Origin of the sequence: Bacillus massiliglaciei (assembly GCF_900098925.1) — a bacterium.
In the GTDB taxonomy this organism is placed as follows: domain Bacteria; phylum Bacillota; class Bacilli; order Bacillales; family DSM-1321; genus Peribacillus; species Peribacillus massiliglaciei.
In genome coordinates this window covers 1-17,371 of the sequence record NZ_LT622343.1, presented here as the reverse complement: position 1 = coordinate 17,371, position 17,371 = coordinate 1, and the positions used below count along the sequence as shown (strand labels likewise).

Annotated in this window: 16 protein-coding genes, 2 rRNA genes and 1 other annotated feature; all 18 genes read right to left on the bottom strand. The window is 45.4% G+C overall.

Going from position 1 to position 17,371, the window contains the following annotated elements:
* Positions 1-104: 104 nt before the first annotated feature.
* Positions 105-755 (bottom strand): RNA polymerase sporulation sigma factor SigH, encoded by a 651-nt coding sequence (gene sigH / locus BQ4305_RS00470; protein ID WP_110925987.1) that lies wholly within the window; start codon positions 753-755, stop codon positions 105-107.
* A 68-nt stretch (positions 756-823) separates the two neighbouring features.
* Complete coding sequence (locus BQ4305_RS00465) at positions 824-1,333, bottom strand: NYN domain-containing protein (RefSeq protein ID WP_110926043.1); 510 nt, start codon at positions 1,331-1,333, stop codon at positions 824-826.
* A gap of 4 nt (positions 1,334-1,337) precedes the next feature.
* Complete coding sequence (rlmB, locus tag BQ4305_RS00460) at positions 1,338-2,081, bottom strand: 23S rRNA (guanosine(2251)-2'-O)-methyltransferase RlmB (RefSeq protein WP_110925986.1); 744 nt, start codon at positions 2,079-2,081, stop codon at positions 1,338-1,340.
* On the bottom strand, positions 2,078-2,497 hold the full coding sequence (locus BQ4305_RS00455; RefSeq protein ID WP_110925985.1) for a Mini-ribonuclease 3: 420 nt from the start codon (positions 2,495-2,497) through the stop codon (positions 2,078-2,080). Before BQ4305_RS00455 ends, rlmB begins: the two co-directional genes overlap by 4 nt.
* A gap of 2 nt (positions 2,498-2,499) precedes the next feature.
* Positions 2,500-3,897, bottom strand: a complete 1,398-nt coding sequence (gene cysS / locus BQ4305_RS00450; protein ID WP_110925984.1) for a cysteine--tRNA ligase — start codon at positions 3,895-3,897, stop codon at positions 2,500-2,502.
* The gene (cysE, locus tag BQ4305_RS00445) at positions 3,897-4,547 is read right to left on the bottom strand and encodes a serine O-acetyltransferase (RefSeq protein ID WP_110925983.1); all 651 of its coding nucleotides are present in this window, start codon (positions 4,545-4,547) and stop codon (positions 3,897-3,899) included. Before cysE ends, cysS begins: the two co-directional genes overlap by 1 nt.
* A gap of 83 nt (positions 4,548-4,630) precedes the next feature.
* Positions 4,631-4,868 (bottom strand) — a binding site (T-box leader).
* A 60-nt stretch (positions 4,869-4,928) separates the two neighbouring features.
* The gene (gltX, locus tag BQ4305_RS00440) at positions 4,929-6,380 is read right to left on the bottom strand and encodes a glutamate--tRNA ligase (RefSeq protein WP_110925982.1); all 1,452 of its coding nucleotides are present in this window, start codon (positions 6,378-6,380) and stop codon (positions 4,929-4,931) included.
* 82 nt (positions 6,381-6,462) lie between these two features.
* Positions 6,463-6,945: a 2-C-methyl-D-erythritol 2,4-cyclodiphosphate synthase gene (ispF, locus tag BQ4305_RS00435; RefSeq protein WP_110925981.1), complete on the bottom strand. Its 483-nt coding sequence runs from the start codon at positions 6,943-6,945 to the stop codon at positions 6,463-6,465.
* Positions 6,945-7,628, bottom strand: coding sequence for a 2-C-methyl-D-erythritol 4-phosphate cytidylyltransferase (gene ispD, locus BQ4305_RS00430; RefSeq protein ID WP_110925980.1), 684 nt, complete (start codon positions 7,626-7,628; stop codon positions 6,945-6,947). The genes ispF and ispD overlap by 1 nt, the downstream gene beginning before the upstream one ends.
* A gap of 17 nt (positions 7,629-7,645) precedes the next feature.
* Positions 7,646-8,737, bottom strand: coding sequence for a PIN/TRAM domain-containing protein (locus tag BQ4305_RS00425; RefSeq protein WP_110925979.1), 1,092 nt, complete (start codon positions 8,735-8,737; stop codon positions 7,646-7,648).
* Positions 8,738-8,916: 179 nt separating this feature from the next.
* Positions 8,917-9,990 carry a DNA integrity scanning diadenylate cyclase DisA gene (gene disA / locus BQ4305_RS00420; protein ID WP_110925978.1) on the bottom strand — a complete coding sequence of 358 codons (1,074 nt, stop codon included), beginning with the start codon at positions 9,988-9,990 and terminating at the stop codon, positions 8,917-8,919.
* A gap of 2 nt (positions 9,991-9,992) precedes the next feature.
* Entirely contained in the window at positions 9,993-11,384 is a 1,392-nt protein-coding gene (radA, locus tag BQ4305_RS00415; protein WP_110925977.1) for a DNA repair protein RadA, read from the bottom strand.
* A 183-nt stretch (positions 11,385-11,567) separates the two neighbouring features.
* Positions 11,568-14,003: an ATP-dependent protease ATP-binding subunit ClpC gene (gene clpC / locus BQ4305_RS00410; RefSeq protein WP_110925976.1), complete on the bottom strand. Its 2,436-nt coding sequence runs from the start codon at positions 14,001-14,003 to the stop codon at positions 11,568-11,570.
* A gap of 13 nt (positions 14,004-14,016) precedes the next feature.
* Positions 14,017-15,087, bottom strand: a complete 1,071-nt coding sequence (locus tag BQ4305_RS00405; RefSeq protein ID WP_110925975.1) for a protein-arginine kinase McsB — start codon at positions 15,085-15,087, stop codon at positions 14,017-14,019.
* Entirely contained in the window at positions 15,084-15,635 is a 552-nt protein-coding gene (locus tag BQ4305_RS00400; protein ID WP_110925974.1) for a protein-arginine kinase activator protein McsA, read from the bottom strand. Before BQ4305_RS00400 ends, BQ4305_RS00405 begins: the two co-directional genes overlap by 4 nt.
* Positions 15,636-15,655: 20 nt before the next feature.
* Positions 15,656-16,117 carry a CtsR family transcriptional regulator gene (locus BQ4305_RS00395; RefSeq protein ID WP_110925973.1) on the bottom strand — a complete coding sequence of 154 codons (462 nt, stop codon included), beginning with the start codon at positions 16,115-16,117 and terminating at the stop codon, positions 15,656-15,658.
* A 961-nt stretch (positions 16,118-17,078) separates the two neighbouring features.
* Positions 17,079-17,194, bottom strand: a 5S ribosomal RNA gene (gene rrf / locus BQ4305_RS00390).
* Between the two features lie 62 nt (positions 17,195-17,256).
* Positions 17,257-17,371: ribosomal RNA gene (locus BQ4305_RS00385) — 23S ribosomal RNA — on the bottom strand; the annotation flags it as partial.

Here is a 17,371-nt window from a genome sequence, read left to right as displayed (position 1 = left end):
TTTACACGTTTTAAACTTTAACATGTATGAAAACCCATGTCAATAAGCCCCCAAGCCAGCGTTACAGACCGCTTCCGCAGCACCCGTTCCAAATATTCGGAATTTTAAAGACTGACTTCCCTGACCTCCAGATATCGCTCCAGTTTGCGCTTGACCCTCTGCAGGGCATTATCGATTGATTTTACATGCCTGTTCAATTCTTCTGAAATTTCCTGATAGGTTTGCCCGTCCAAATACAGTGCCAGCACTTTCCGTTCCAGATCGCTTAATAATTCTGCCATTTTCAGTTCAATATCATCAAACTCTTCCTGGTTGATGACCACCGCTTCCGGATCGAGCACTTTATTCCCGGATATAACATCCATGAGGGTGCGATCCGATTCTTCATCGTAAATGGGCTTGTCCAGAGATACATAGGAGTTAAGAGGAATATGTTTTTGACGTGTCGCGGTCTTGATAGCCGTTATAATCTGTCTCGTGATGCAAAGTTCCGCAAACGCTTTAAAAGAGGATAGCTTATCGCCTTTGAAATCTCGTATTGCCTTATACAGTCCGATCATGCCTTCCTGGACTATATCTTCCTTGTCTGCTCCAATTAAAAAGTAGGTTCTTGCTTTTGCCCTGACAAAGTTCCTGTATTTATGAATTAAATAGTCCAAAGCTTCGCTATCACCTGTATGCACTAAGTTCACCAGCACGTCGTCTTCCAATTGCAAATAGTCTTCATTCAGTCTTATTCCGAATTTGACACTCACATTTTATCCCCCTGACCGTACTCATCTAGAAATATTATACAGTAGATAAATTTTAACAGTCAATGGAATTAAAGGTTTCCTCTTCGCCATTTTTCGAATATTTCTGCAACTTCTTCACTCAAATGTATCTTGGACGGGGGTTTCTTCACCGTGGATTTTGTCACATCTTTTTTTATTTCTCCCTGAATATATTGCATTTCAATCAAAAGCTCTCTTGCCGACTTACGCAAAGCACCCTGCCCGAAGATTACCCACTGCTCCGTGAAGTCTGAAGTTGCCACCTGTATCTGCGTTTTGATGTTATTCAGGTCGATAGCCATCTTCTCAATCCGCTCATCGGCCGTCTCATTTTCTTTCGTAAAAATCACTTCTACCTTATGGTTTTTAAAAACCCGCGCAATCCCTTGCACGAATTGCGCGTCAAACACGATAATCACACGGGTTCCGGTGAAAGCTTGGTATTCTGCCATCAGTTCGATCAGACGATCCCTGGCTGCCGCCAGATCCCGCTCCTTCAGATCCGTCAGCTCCGGCCAGGCTCCAATGATGTTGTAACCGTCCACCAAAAGGATATTCATCATGTCATTCCCCTAACGGAAATCGTTTCCTGTAAATCTCGTACATTAAAAGCCCAGCCGCAACAGAAGCATTAAGCGACGTTACCTTTCCCGCCATCGGCAAATGGACAAGGAAATCGCACTTTTCTTTAATCAGCCGGCCCATGCCTTTTCCTTCGCTGCCAATGATAAGGCCTATCGCCATTTTCCCATCAAGGTTCCGATAATCCTCGCTGCCCTTTGCATCTGTTCCAACAATCCATATACCGCGTTCCTTCAGTTCATCAATAGTCCGGGCCAGATTGGTCACCCTTGCAACCGGTATATATTCAATCGCCCCTGTCGAAGCTTTCGCGACAGTCGCTGTCAGTCCGACCGCCCGCCTTTTAGGGATGATAATGCCGTGAGCACCTACAGAATCAGCGGTCCTCATGATCGATCCCAGATTATGAGGATCTTCAATTTCGTCCAAAATCAAGAAGAAAGGCGCTTCATTCCGCTCTTCCGCAGCAGCATACAGATCATCGAGTTCAGCATACTGATAAGCGGCCACACTGGCAACGACCCCTTGGTGGACACCCTCAGCTAATTGGTCCAATTTTTTCTTTGGCACAAATTGAACGAATACACGGCGTTCTTTGGCGGCGCCTATGATCGGCTGCATGGACCCTTTTTGCGAACCCTCAGCAATCCAAATTTTATTAATTTCCCGCTCGGAACGAAGAGCTTCCAAAACAGGATTTCTTCCAATGATAAATTCTTCACTCATCGGACATCCTTCCCTTCTTCGATAAAGTGGATGGAGGCAGAAATGATGTCTTCCATCCTTTCCGTTTGTCCTGACAAATACAGATAGCCGACCAATGCTTCAAAAGCTGTGCTGTACCGGTATGTCTGGACATCTGTGTTTTTTGGCACTGTCCCCGATTTAGCGTTCCGGCCCCGGCGGACAACTGCTGTTTCTTCTTCAGTCAGCTGGCCTTCCTCAAGGAAAAAACGAATGATCCTGTTTTGGGCTTTTGCCGAGACAAAGGAGGTTGCCTCCTTATGCAGCAGATGCGGCTTAACCGCTCCTTTTTGAATCAGGTGATGCCGGATATAGGTTTCATATACGGCATCTCCCATGTAAGCAAGAGCGAGACTGTTTAACATTTTTTCGTCGATTTGTTTATCATAATGGAGCATGCTTATCCTCTTTTCCATCTCGTGCCTTGCGGTGTATCTTCTAAAATGATATTCCGTTCCTTCAATGTATCGCGAATCTCATCCGCCAATTGGAAGTTGCGGTCCTTGCGCGCCTGGATTCTCTCTTCAATCATTCTCTCGATATCCTCATCCAGCAGCTCTTCTGTTTCAAGCGACAGTCCAAGCACTGCGAACAATTGTTCAAACTCATTCATAAAGGCTTGAATCACTGATTGATCAGTGTTTTTCTCCATCAGATAGTAATTCGCTTCTTTGGATAAATCGAATAAAACAGAAATCGCATTGGCTGTATTAAAATCATCATCCATTTCCCTGATAAACTGATCATGCAGGCCGGATATCTTACCAAGCCATAATTCATTGCTGTCCGTCAGACCAGCGCTTGCCTCAAGGCGGTGCTTCAGGTTTTGGTAAGACGTCTTCAGCCTCTCCAATGACGCAGTGGCATTTGCCAGAATTTCTTCGCTGTAGTTAATCGGATGGCGGTAATGCACTGACAGCAGGAAGAAACGGAGCACCTGCGGATCATACTGCTGAATAATATCGTGTACAAGGACGAAGTTGTTTAATGACTTTGACATCTTTTCGTTATCTATATTGATGTACCCATTGTGCATCCAATAATTCGCAAACGGTTTGCCGGTCAAAGCTTCGGATTGGGCAATTTCATTTTCATGATGCGGGAACGTCAGATCCTGGCCTCCTGCATGGATATCAATCGTATCGCCCAGATATTTCTTCGCCATGGCAGAGCACTCAATATGCCAGCCAGGACGGCCTTTTCCCCACGGACTATCCCAAGAGATTTCTCCCTCTTTTGCCGTTTTCCAAAGGGCAAAATCCAAAGCATCCGCTTTTTTCTCGCCTACATCGATGCGGGCTCCTACACGGAGTTCATCAATGGACTGATGGGAGAGCTTGCCGTATCCCTCAAATTTGCGGGTGCGATAATAGACATCGCCATCCGACTCATAGGCATACCCTTTTTCAACAAGAGCAGCAATAAAGTCAATGATGCTGTCCATGTTCTCCATAACTGTCGGGTGCTCATCTGCCCGATGGCAGCCCAATGCCTGAACGTCCTCAAAATACGCTTTGATAAAACGCTGGGAAATGGTCGGCACATCCTCGCCAAGTTCCTTGGCCGCACGGATGAGCTTATCATCCACATCTGTAAAATTGGACACGAACTGGACATCATACTCTCTGTACTGCAAATATTTGCGCACCGTATCAAAAACAATCGCCGGACGGGCATTTCCAATATGAATATAATTATAGACAGTCGGCCCGCAGACATACATTTTTACTTTTCCTTCCTCTAACGGTACGAAGGTTTCTTTCTGGCGTGTCAGCGAGTTAAATATTTTAATGGCCATTATTTCAAGCTCCTTTCTTCCTGCAGTTCCCCAATCTGTTCTTGTAAAGCGCGTATCTGTCTTTCCATTGCTCTAAACCTGTCAGCTGTCGGGTCAGGAAGATCTGAATGATTTAAGTCTTTTTTTATTTTTACACCGTCTTGGATAACCACTTTTCCAGGAATCCCGACAACGGTTGAATTGGGCGGAACTTCCTTCAATACAACGGAACCAGCCCCGATTTTTGAATTCTCTCCAACCGTGATGGAGCCGAGCACTTTGGCGCCTGTCGCAATCAGAACATTGTCGTGGATGGTCGGATGCCTTTTCCCCTTTTCCTTTCCGGTGCCTCCAAGCGTCACGCCCTGGAAGATCGATACATTATCCCCGATTTCACACGTTTCGCCAATCACGACACCCATCCCGTGATCGATGAAGAAACGGCGGCCGATCTTTGCACCCGGATGAATTTCAATGCCAGTGAAAAAGCGGCTGATCTGGGAGATGCTTCTGGCTATGAAATACATTTTTTTCTTGTAAAAGGCATGAGCTATGCGGTGGCTCCAGATAGAGTGAAGTCCTGCATAGGTCAGGATGACTTCTATATAGCTCCTTGCGGCTGGATCCTGATCAAAAATAACGTCAATATCCTCTTTAAACATGTTAAACATAGTATATACCTCCCCTGTAGAAAATCTTCTATCCTGTACATAAAAAGTCCCCATCCATATAAAAAAGCGTCCCTGTCTATAAAGACAGAGACGCTTGGCAAGCGCGGTTCCACTCTGTTTGAGATGCAGGACAAACGCTGCCGTGCACATCTCCAACTTTCACCCGATAACGTGGGCTATTCCGCCTTTGCCTACTTAAAATCGTTCAGCAAAGGACTCAAGGGTGCATTTCGGCAAACGAGGGGCCTGAACCACTTTCAGCAGGTTATGGTTCTCTCTGATAAGCATCGTCTGCGTACTTCTCCCTATCAACGTGATTTTCTGTAAGGTATCCGCATTGTATTATTACATACTATATTATATTTCAGGCTTTCTGTTCAATCAAAAAGCTTGAAGGCGCTGTTTTATTTTTTCCCTGCCAAGCAATGCAATGGCTTTTGGAAGGTCCGGTCCATGAGTCTGGCCGGTAACAGCCGCACGAATCGGCATGAAAAGCTTCTTCCCTTTGTGCCCGGTGCTCTTTTGAACCGCTTTAATCGATTTTTTTATTCCTTCTGCATTGAATTCCTCAAGCGCATCAATTTCCGCCAAAAAGGCCTTCATCACTTCTGGAACCTGTTCTTCCGCCAATATCTCTTTTGCTTCCGGCTCATATTCAATCTCATCTTGGAAGAACAGCTTGGAAAGCTCGACAATTTCTGCACCATAGCTCATTTGATCCTGATAGAGCGTTACAAGTTCACGCACCCATTTTTCTTCTTCCGGATTTAAGTTCTCGGAAACTTTTCCAGCCTTAATCAAATGAGGAACAGAAATTTCATACGCACGGTCCTCATCCAGCTGCTTCACATACTGATTGTTCATCCAGGCTAATTTTTGCTTGTCAAAAAGGGCCGGAGATTTAGACAGCCTTGCTGCATCAAACAGCTTAATGAAGTCTTCTTTTGAATAAATTTCTTCCTCACCGCCCGGGTGCCATCCAAGCAAAGCGATGAAATTGAATATTGCCTCAGGCAGGTATCCTAATTCTTCATATTGCTCGATGAACTGAATAATCGATTCATCCCGTTTGCTCAGTTTTCTCCGGCTTTCATTTACAATCAATGTCATGTGGCCGAACACAGGCGCTTCCCAGCCGAATGCTTCATAGATCATCAGCTGTTTCGGTGTATTGGAAATATGGTCATCCCCGCGGAGAACATGAGAAATTTTCATCAGATGGTCATCCACAGTCACAGCGAAGTTATAAGTCGGAATCCCGTCTTTCTTCACAATGACCCAGTCACCGATTCCCTCGGATTCAAAGTGTACTTCATCTTTCACCATATCATTAAATGTATACACCTTTCCTTCAGGAACCTTAAAACGAATGCTTGGCTTTCTGCCTTCTGCTTCAAGGGCTGCTCTCGCTTCACTTGTTAAATGGCGGCACTTCCCGGAATACTTAGGTGTTTCGTTATTTGCCATTTGCGCTTCCCGCTCTGCTTCAAGCTCTTCTTCCGTACAATAGCATTTATAGGCCAGTCCTTTATCAAGAAGCTCCTCATACAATTCCTGATAAATGTCATTCCGCTCCGATTGACGGTATGGGGCATACTCTCCGCCCACATCAACGCCTTCATCCCAATCCATTCCGAGCCATTTCAAATATTTCAGCTGGCTTTCTTCACCGCCGGCAATATTCCTCTTTTGGTCGGTATCCTCGATCCGAATGATAAACTTTCCGCCCTGGTTGCGGGCAAATAAATAGTTGAACAAGGCCGTACGTGCATTCCCTATATGTAAATGTCCAGTTGGACTGGGTGCGTAACGGACCCTTATATCACTGCTCATAACTTTTCCTGCCTCCTAAACTAGCCTTTGTTATCGTTATATTCTATCATCAGCTGAAGCGATTATAAAGTCTCACACAGGACTATTCGTCAGTTTTTGCGATGAGAACGGTTACTTGGGAAGCGATTCCTTCTCCTCTTCCTGTAAATCCAAGTTTTTCGGTTGTTGTAGCCTTGACATTCACCTGATCAACCCCCGCCTCGAGCAATCCTGCAATATGCTCGCGCATGGCTTCAATATGAGGAGCCATCTTAGGGCTTTGGGCAATAATGGTACAGTCGATATTTCCAAGCTTATAGCCGGCCTCTTTGACTATTTTCCATACATGCTTTAACAGCATTGAAGAATCCGCATCCTTGAAAGCAGGGTCCGTATCCGGAAAGTGCTTTCCGATGTCTCCCCCTCCAATCGCGCCAAGACACGCATCCGCTACAGTATGCAGCAATACATCAGCATCAGAATGGCCAAGCAGCCCCTTTTCATAGGGAATGGTAATCCCGCCGATAATCAGAGGCCTTCCTTCTACTAATTGATGAACATCAAAACCTTGTCCAATACGAAACATTATGTTAACTCCTTCTTTTGTAAAATTGCTTCGGCAAAATACAAATCTTCTTGCGTCGTAATTTTTATATTATCATAATTGCCTTCAATTATGACTACGTCAAGCTGAAGTCTTTCTAATAAACTGGCATCATCCGTACCAAGGAAATGGTCTTCTTCTGCCTTTTGGTGAGCTTCTTTCAGGACAGACGCACGAAAAGCTTGTGGTGTCTGGACAGCCCACAAGCTTGATCGTTCAACCGTTTCCATTACTGATGTACCCGCTGCCCTCTTAATCGTATCCTTAACAGGGACAGCAAGTATGGCTCCAGCCTTTGCCGTTGCCGCTTCAGCAAGCAGTCTGATCTGCTCCTGATTAATAAACGGACGGGCCCCGTCATGCACCATGATGATCTCTTCCTCCGCATAGGCCAGTCCATTAGAAACACTTTCCTGGCGTTCGCTTCCGCCCGCTGCCAGCTTCTTGACTTTCTTAATTCCGTAGTCAGCAAGCAGAGCTTCGAACAAATGTTCTTCGTTGGGATTTATCGCTAAAATAATGCCGCGGCAGCCGGGATCCGCTTCAAACACTCTTAATGTATGAATGATGATCGGAACCCCTGATAATTCAATGAATAGCTTGTTCTTGCCGGCTTTCATCCGTTTCCCCTGCCCCGCAGCAGGTATGACGACTTCATAATGCATATTGATCCCCTATTCCATTAAAGTGCTTTTTCTAAAAGTTTGGGTTTTGCAAAAATCATTCGGCCCGCTGATGTCTGCAGAACGCTCGTGACAAGTACATCGATCCGCTTCCCGATATACTCCCGGCCGCCTTCTACTACAATCATCGTTCCGTCATCCAGATAAGCAACTCCCTGATTCTGCTCTTTCCCGTCCTTGATCACAAGAACATTCATTTCTTCTCCGGGAAGGACGACCGGCTTGACAGCGTTGGCCAGGTCATTGATGTTCAAGACCGCTACGTTCTGAAATTCGCAGACTTTATTCAAATTAAAATCATTGGTGACGACCATACCGCCTGAGATCTTGGCAAGCTTCACCAGCTTGCTGTCCACTTCCTGGATGTCCTCAAAATCTCCTTCATACATTTCTACTTTAACCGCAAGTTCCTTCTGGATTCGATTCAGGATATCCAGTCCCCTGCGTCCGCGATTCCTTTTCAGAGCATCCGAGGAGTCCGCGATATGCTGCAGTTCATTCAGGACGAATTGTGGAATGACAATCGTTCCTTCTAAAAAACCAGTCTGGCATATGTCCGCGATACGTCCGTCAATAATCACGCTCGTATCAAGGATTTTCATGCGGCTTTCCGTACCTTCAGCGTCCGTGTCTTCTTGATCCGTACTTTTCTTTTTGCTCCCTTTTGTAAATAAATTCAGGAGCTCATCTCTCTTTTTGAAACCAACCTGAAAACCAAGGTACCCGAACAGAATCGTCAGCAAGAGCGGCACGACCGTATTCAAGATCGGTATATTGACAGTATTGAAGGCTGAGCCGATTAAAAACGCAGCCAGCAAACCGACCAATAGACCAAGGCTTCCGAAAATAATATCCGTGATGGGGATTCTCACAATCTGCTCTTCCAGCCACTTCATGAAATGGACAACATAATCGACTGCCCAAAAAGTAATAAAATAAAAAATAATGGCACCTAGCAGTACACTGACATAAGGATTGTTGATCAACGCCATGTCTTCTGCATGTAAGAGTATCAATAATTCAGGTATGAGAAAAATACCGAGTGTCCCTCCGACAATGAGGAAGCATGCCTGTATAATACGTTTTAACATCCTTTCACCTCCCTCTAACCATTATTAACAACTTTTAAAAAACAAAACGTCTGACTGCAAATTTCCCTTTAAATTTCATTTTTTATAAATTATATTTTTAGCCTAGCATCATGGTCAGACAGTGTCAAAAACTAAGTATCCTTTATTATCGAGCGGATTAGCCATATTTTTCGCCAGAATCAGACCCTTCGATTCGTTATGAGCTGATTCTTCAAAAATCGCAGTCCTTCTTTAATTTTATTGGCTCTGACTTCCCCGATTCCTTCTACTTCATCCAACGCTTCCACACTGGCTTTATTGACCGCATGAATGGTTTGGAATTGGCTGACTAAATTTTCAATGATCAGCGCAGGCAGCCGTGGGATTTTATGAAGGATGCGATATCCCCTTGCATGGACACTCTCATCCAGATGGATATAGCCGTTGTATCCTAATATCTTCAGCACCATACTTTCATCGAACTTCTCCATCATCGCCAGTTCCTGAAGTCTGGCAGTAACAAGAGCGGGGTCCATATCCTGCGCATACGTATAATCCTTAATAAGCCACTTCGCTTCGCTTTCCAAATCAGCCAGGATTTCGTACATCTGCAGCCTGATCAGCCTTCCCTCTGTCCCCAGTTCAGTTAAATAAGATAACAATTCAGCTTTGATTCGCAGCACCATAATGTAACGGTGGAAGACCTGAAGTATATCTGCAAATGTAACAATTTCCTCAAACTCCAATGTACCGAGAACCGAAATCCCCTGCTGGAGAACGGTTTTATATTTCTCCAGCGTTTGGATCGCCAAATTAGCTTTAGCCAGGATCACGCCAATATCTTTTAAGGCATAACGAAAATTGCCCTGGTATAAGGTAATCACGTTCCTGCGCTGGGAGATCGCCACGACAAGCGCCTTGGTTTCCCTGGCAACTCGTTCTGCTGTTCTGTGGCGCATCCCGGTCTCTGTAGAGGCAGTGCTCGTGTCAGGAACCAGCTGTGCATTTGCAAACAGGATCGTCTCTGCCTTTTCATTCAAGATAATCGCTCCGTCCATTTTCGCCAATTCATACAGCGTGCTAGGTGTACAGGCACAATTGATTTGAAAGCCTCCATCTACAATAGCCCGGACCTTTTCATTGAATCCGACGACTATAAGCCCGCCGGTATTCGCCCGAAGGACATTCTCAATCCCTTCGCGAAGCGGGGTGCCGGGTGAAATGAGCTGTAAAATATCCAGCTTTGTTTTTTCATAGATCTTCTTATCGGTCATATTCAGCCTCCTAGTGCGTAATGAAGCGCTTCAGATACAGAAGAAACACCTACAACCTCAATTCCTTTAGGAACCGTCCAGCCGCCTATATTGTTAGCAGGGAGGATCACCCGCTCAAACCCAAGCTTTGCTGCTTCCTGAACCCTTTGTTCCACCCGGGAGACTCTTCGCACTTCCCCAGTAAGCCCCACCTCTCCAATCAGGCAGTCTGATGCCTTGGTCGATTTATCGCGGAAACTTGAGGCAATGCTGACAGCGACGGCTAGATCAATCGCCGGCTCATCCAGCTTGACACCGCCTGCCACCTTCAGATAGGCATCCTGATTTTGAAGCAGCATGCCGACCCTCTTTTCCAGAACGGCCATCAATAAAGAAACCCGATTGTGATCGAGTCCTGTTGCCATCCTGCGCGGGTTCCCGAAGCTTGTCGGCGAAACAAGTGCCTGTACTTCTACCAGCACCGGGCGTGTTCCTTCCATCGAAGCAACGACGGTAGAACCGGATGTCCCTTCAGAACGTTCTTCAAGAAAAATTTCAGACGGATTAGCTACCTCTTCCAGTCCATTTTCCTTCATCTCGAAAATCCCCATCTCATTTGTGGAGCCAAACCGGTTCTTCACAGCCCGGATAATTCGATACGTATGATGCCGCTCCCCTTCAAAATAAAGAACTGTATCCACCATATGTTCAAGCAGCCTTGGTCCGGCGATATTTCCTTCTTTTGTCACATGACCTACGATAAAAATAGCGATTCCGTTGCTTTTCGCAATTCTCATTAAGGTAGCTGTACATTCCCTTACCTGCGAAACACTTCCCGGTGCAGAAGTTACTTCTGACTGATAAACCGTCTGAATGGAATCGATAATAACCAAGTCCGGATTCACTTCCTGAATCGCATGCTGAATATAATCCATGTCTGTCTCGGAGAAAACATACAGATTTTCAGAGGTGACGCCAAGCCTGTCCGCCCGAAGCTTCGTTTGTTTGACAGATTCTTCTCCCGAAATATATAAAACTTTCTTTCCCTTCCGCGCAAGCTGAGAAGAAACTTGCAAAAGCAAGGTGGACTTCCCAATTCCCGGATCTCCTCCGATCAGGACGAGAGATCCCTGGACAATTCCTCCGCCAAGCGCTCGGTTCAATTCCGCAAGATCCGTCGTTATACGCGGTTCTCTTTCTGTCTGAATCGTTGTGATCGGCGCCGCCTTCTGGCGTTCTGCTCCCCCGATTCCATCCGAATGCGTAAAGGCTCCGCCCCTTCGTGCGGGTTTCACAATTTCCGTTTCCTCAACCATTTTATTCCACTCGCCGCACCCAGGACATTTTCCCATCCACTTAGCAGATTCGTATCCGCAGGATTGGCACATGAATTTCGTCTTCTTTTTTGCCGGCATAATTTCTCCTTTTCCTACACAATAGGTTCTTTAAAAATATATTTCAGAAACTAGCTTTTTAATCCTTTTTATTATACACAAGCATCCTGGGGAACTCCGCAAAATGCATCATTCCCCCATAAAAAACAGAGGTACAGCGCTAAGATAGCGTGTACCTCGAAGTTACGGCAAAACTTTAAATCCTTATCGGTTCACCGGTTCTCCCTGTCTGATGGCAAATTCGCCGTCTTTTACATCCAGGATCACGGTTTGGCCTTTTTCTACATTTCCTTTAAGCAATTCTTCTGAAAGCAAATCTTCCACATGCTTTTGGATAGCTCGGCGGATTGGGCGCGCTCCGTATTCCGGATCATAGCCTTCCTCAGCGATTTTTTCTTTCGCTTCATCCGTCAGCTCAAGGAAAAGTTCATTTCCTTTCAAGCGATTGACAAGCTGATCGACCATAAGCGTAACGATTTCTTTCAAATGTTTCTTTTCCAAAGCATGGAAGACAATCGTTTCATCAATACGGTTCAGGAATTCCGGACGGAAAGCACGCTTCAGCTCTTCCATCACTTTTCCTTTCATATCCTTGTAATCCTGCGTTTGATCCTGAATCGAGAAGCCGACATACTTATTCTCTTTAAGAGCAGAAGCACCGACATTCGATGTCATAATCAAAATCGTATTTCTGAAATCAACCGTGCGGCCTTTTGAGTCCGTCAGGCGTCCGTCTTCAAGCACTTGAAGCAGAATATTGAACACATCTGGATGCGCTTTTTCAATTTCATCAAGCAGAACAACGGAGTAAGGCTTGCGGCGGACTTTCTCTGTTAACTGGCCGCCTTCTTCATATCCGACATATCCTGGAGGGGAACCGACCAGACGGGAAGTCGAATGCTTCTCCATGTATTCGGACATATCAATACGGATCATCGCATCTTCATCGCCAAAGATGGATTCTGCCAGCGCTCTGGCCAATTCTGTTTTACCGACACCGGTAGGCCCAAGGAAGATGAAGGAACCGATTGGACGCTTAGGATCCTTCAGTCCGGCTCTGGCCCGGCGCACGGCTTTGGATACAGCAATGACTGCTTCTTCTTGCCCGATTACGCGCGAGTGAAGGATAGACTCCATTTTAAGCAGCTTATCAGATTCTGTCTGGGCGAGCCTTGTAACCGGAACACCCGTCCAGCTTGATACTACATGAGCGATATCTTCCACTGTCACTTCACTGTTTTCCTGTCCTTGCTTTTCTTTCCACGTTTTCTTCGTTTCTTCAAGCTGCTCTCTCAAGCGCTGTTCCGTATCACGAAGCGAAGCGGCTTTTTCAAACTCCTGACTTTGAACGGAAGCGTCTTTCTCTTTTCTCACTTCATCCAGCTTCAGTTCAAGTTCTTTAAGATTTGGAGGAGTTGTATAAGAACGCAGTCTTACTTTTGAACCTGCCTCATCAATCAAATCAATGGCCTTATCCGGAAGGAAACGGTCCGAAATATAACGGTCGGACAGTGTAACGGCCGCTTCAATCGCTTCATCTGTAATCGATACACGGTGATGCGCCTCATATCGGTCGCGAAGACCCTTCAGAATCTGAACGGATTCCTCAATGGTAGGCTCATCGACTTGAATTGGCTGGAAACGGCGTTCAAGCGCTGCATCCTTTTCGATATATTTACGGTACTCATCAAGCGTAGTAGCACCGATACACTGCAGTTCTCCGCGTGCAAGAGAAGGCTTCAGAATATTGGATGCATCAATCGCACCTTCAGCTCCGCCCGCTCCGATCAATGTGTGCAATTCATCAATGAAAAGAATGATATTGCCGGCCTGGCGGATTTCATCCATGACTTTCTTTAAGCGATCTTCAAATTCTCCGCGGTATTTCGTACCGGCAACCACGGTTCCCATATCAAGTGTCATGACCCGTTTATCACGAAGAATTTCCGGAACTTCGTTATTGATAATTTGTTGGGCCAGCCCTTCTGCAATGGCTGTTTTACCAACCCCCGGCTCCCCGATTAATACAGGATTATTCTTTGTACGGCGGCTCAGCACTTCAATGACGCGCTGGATTTCCTTAGAACGGCCGATCACAGGATCCAGGCTGCCTTCGCGGGCAATCGCCGTTAAATCTCGCGCAAGGCTGTCAAGAGTCGGTGTGCTGGCGTTCGCAGCCGTTGATCCTTGATGTCCGGCAGACTCATTGCTGCCCAGCAGCTGAAGAACCTGCTGGCGTGCTTTGTTCAAGCTCACTCCTAAATTATTCAGCACACGGGCGGCAACACCTTCGCCTTCCCTGATCAAGCCAAGAAGCACATGCTCGGTTCCGACATAGGAATGGCCAAGCTTTCTTGCCTCATCCATAGAAAGTTCAATCACTTTCTTGGCTCTTGGGGTATAGTGAATCGTTTGAGCTGTTTCCTGGCCGCGGCCAATCAGATTTTCGACTTCCTTTTGAATCTTATCTGCTCCGAGGCCAAGGGCATACAATGCTTTAGCCGCAATACCTTCGCCTTCCCGCACTAATCCGAGCAAAATATGCTCTGTACCAATATTATTATGACCTAAACGAATTGCTTCCTCTTGGGCGAGGGCTAATACTTTCTGCGCTCTTTCTGTAAAACGACCAAACATCATAGGGAATTCCTCCTTAAGAATTTTTGCTGTTATTTAAACGCTCTCGGATAAGCGCGGCCCTTCTTATATCTCTTTCTCTTGGGTTCAGCGAACCTCCTGCGTATTTTTGTAAAAATCCTGGCTGTGTCAAAATCATCAACTCATTGAGGATGTTTTTGGAAATGTCTTTTATATACCCCAAATCAATCCCTAACCTAACATCTGATATACAGGTTCCCGCTTCTTTTGTTTCGATCACCCTGGCATTCGACAAAATTCCCAAAGAGCGATATACCCTATCTTCTAATTGTATGTTAGAGGTTCTGACTAATGCTTCCCTAGCTGTTCTTTCCTGCGTAATAATTTGGGCCACGACACCCAATAAATCTTCGACAATATCTTTTTCAGATTTTCCGAGTGTCATCTGATTGGAAATCTGAAAGATATTCCCCAGTGCCTGGCTTCCTTCCCCATAAATTCCTCTGACAACAAGCCCCAATTGGTTGATCGCGGGGATGATATGATTAAGCTTCTGTGTAAGTACAAGTCCTGGAAGATGCATCATGACGGAAGCACGGAGCCCTGTACCGACATTCGTCGGACAGCTGGTTAAATAGCCTCGTTCTTCATCATATGCAAAGTCCATCTCTTCTTCGATCCAATCATCCAGCTGATTAGCCATCTGTAAAGCTTCTCTCAGCTGCAAGCCTGACATCAGACACTGAATCCGAAGATGATCCTCTTCATTGACCATGATGCTGACCACTTCATTTTCAGAGAGCAGGCAGGCTCCTGATGCTGAATCATCTGCCAGCTGCGGGCTGATTAAATGTTTCTCCACAAGCACCCTTTTTTCCAGCGGATTGAGCTGGTTCATCTCCAGCATTTCAAGCCTTCCAATTTCCTTATTCGGTTCCTGCTTGATTCTTTGTCTCACCAACTCAATGACGGCCTTTCCCTCTTCTTCTGAAAAAATAGTAGGGAAGGAAAAATTGTTTAAGTTCCTCGCAAGTCTTACCCGGGAACTTAAAACAATATCATTAGCTGGTCCATCTGTACTTAACCAGGAACTAAGCGCGTTTTCCATGAATTTTTCCAAGCTCATGTTTCATCGCCCCCCTCCTGTGCCTCATACCTTTTTTCTAGAGCACGAATTTTATCTCTTAACTCCGCTGCTTTTTCAAACTCTTCATTTTCAATATGGACTTTTAAAGCAGCCTTCAGATCAGTAATTTGTTTGCGCAGATATATTGCCCCGCCCATCCGTTTCGGTATCTTTCCAATATGAGCCGTATTGCCTCCATGCACCCGTTTTAATATAGGGTTCAGCTGGGCATTGAAGGTTTTATAGCATTCTGAACAGCCAAACTTCCCAATATGCGTAAACTCTTTATACGAGAGCCCGCAGTGGGGACAGCGCAGTTCCTCTTTCTTAGCAAAGGCACTTGCTTTCGCTTGCTGGAATGCAGGCTCTATATTCAGCAGCCCGGAAAGAAGATTATTGATAGAGAACCCCTGGCCTCCTGTATCAATCATCTGTTCACCCTTTTCCTGGGCACATCTTTCACAGATATGGACCTCTGTCTTTTCCCCATTTACAATTTTCGTAAAATGAAGGGTTGCTGGATTCTGATTACACTCTTGGCAGATCATCTTATCACCTCTCCCGCTGCTTATTTATATTTTAATGTAGTCAGCATCGCTGCCAGAATCCTGGCTCTTAGTTCATCGCGGTCAGGTAAATCTATATATATGACAGAGCGGTCAATTACGCTCATCATAATCTTTGCTTCTCGCTCATTGATGACTTCTTCCTCAATCAGTCTGTAAATAACTCCTTCAGCGGTAGATTGAGGTATTTTTGTGCCGACTACATTCAGCAATTGATCGATCAGATGGACATAATCCTGTGATTTTACCTTCATAATCCGGATATATCCGCCGCCGCCTCGTTTGCTTTCCACCACATATCCTCTTTCAATGGTGAATCTGGTATTGATTACATAATTGATTTGGGAAGGAACACACTGAAATCTATCTGCTATTTCGCTTCGCTTGATTTCTAAGATGTCTTTCTGACTTAGTTCAAGCACTTGCTTCAGATAGTTCTCGATAATATCAGATATGTTTCTCATTCAGCCCTCCTCCAATCTGACTTTGACTATATTTGACTATGATTATACAACGAAATTTCTGTTTTGCAAATTCAAACGCCTCTGCTTTTTAAGTATTATATATTTTCGCCACGCTATATGTACTTACATACCTTAATTTTTTGTTTTTTTCCCTTTTTATTGAATAGCAAAACTTCTTTTTAAAGAAAAAGAGAGTTCGCGTTAAATTTTTGATGGGGTGAAGAGGAATTTTCGCTTCAGGGGGTTCGCTTTCCGCGGGCGGTCAGGAAGCCTCCTCGTCGCAGCTTCCGCGCTCCTGCGGGGTCTTCCTTTGACGCGCTATTCCCGCAGGAGTCTCACCCCCTTCCGCTCCAATCCACATAGCTGTCAAATGATCCTTCGTTTCACATACATTAGAATAGCGGATCATATAACAACTAAATCCGTTACAGCTATAGGAAAATAAAAGGGAAAGTTATTCTGTCCTATTTAGATGAAAGAACTGTTCTTACTGGGCACCATCTTACGAGGTGTACTTATATCGAAAAAGTAATAGATCTCAAAAAAGTCCAGCTCTTCAACAGGAAGTTATACAGTAACTGGAGTTAATCATTTTGCGCCTCATACATGGTCTTTGCCTCTAGATAACTTTTCAGACCTTCGGTCTTTATCCTATGAATCAAAAAAAGACCAGCACTCAGCTGGTCTTTCGTCTGCTTGGCAGCGTCCTACTCTCACAGGGGAAACTCCCAACTACCATCGGCGCTCGAGCTCCGAAACGACGATGGACGGCGAATCTCTGCGTCAGCTTCCTCCGCTCCAGTCCTCATGTACGCTGTACACTCCGGTCCTCGCTCCCCTGCTTCCTTGATTTTCTTGTCCCTCCCCATTTCGGGTGAGGCGTTTAAAATTTAGTTTGACAGACCTTCGGTCTTTTTTATACAACATAAAAAAAGACCAGCACTCAGCTGGTCTTTCGTCTGCTTGGCAGCGTCCTACTCTCACAGGGGGAAACCCCCAACTACCATCGGCGCTGAAGAGCTTAACTTCCGTGTTCGGAATGGGAACGGGTGTGACCTCTTCGCTATCGCCACCAAACAGATAAAGGAATTATTCCTTCAAAACTAGATAATGGGAAGGCATGAATCGTTTCAAGCAATGTGGTTAAGTCCTCGACCGATTAGTATCAGTCAGCTCCACGTGTCGCCACGCTTCCACCTCTGACCTATCAACCTGATCATCTTTCAGGGGTCTTACTAGCTTGCGCTATGGGAA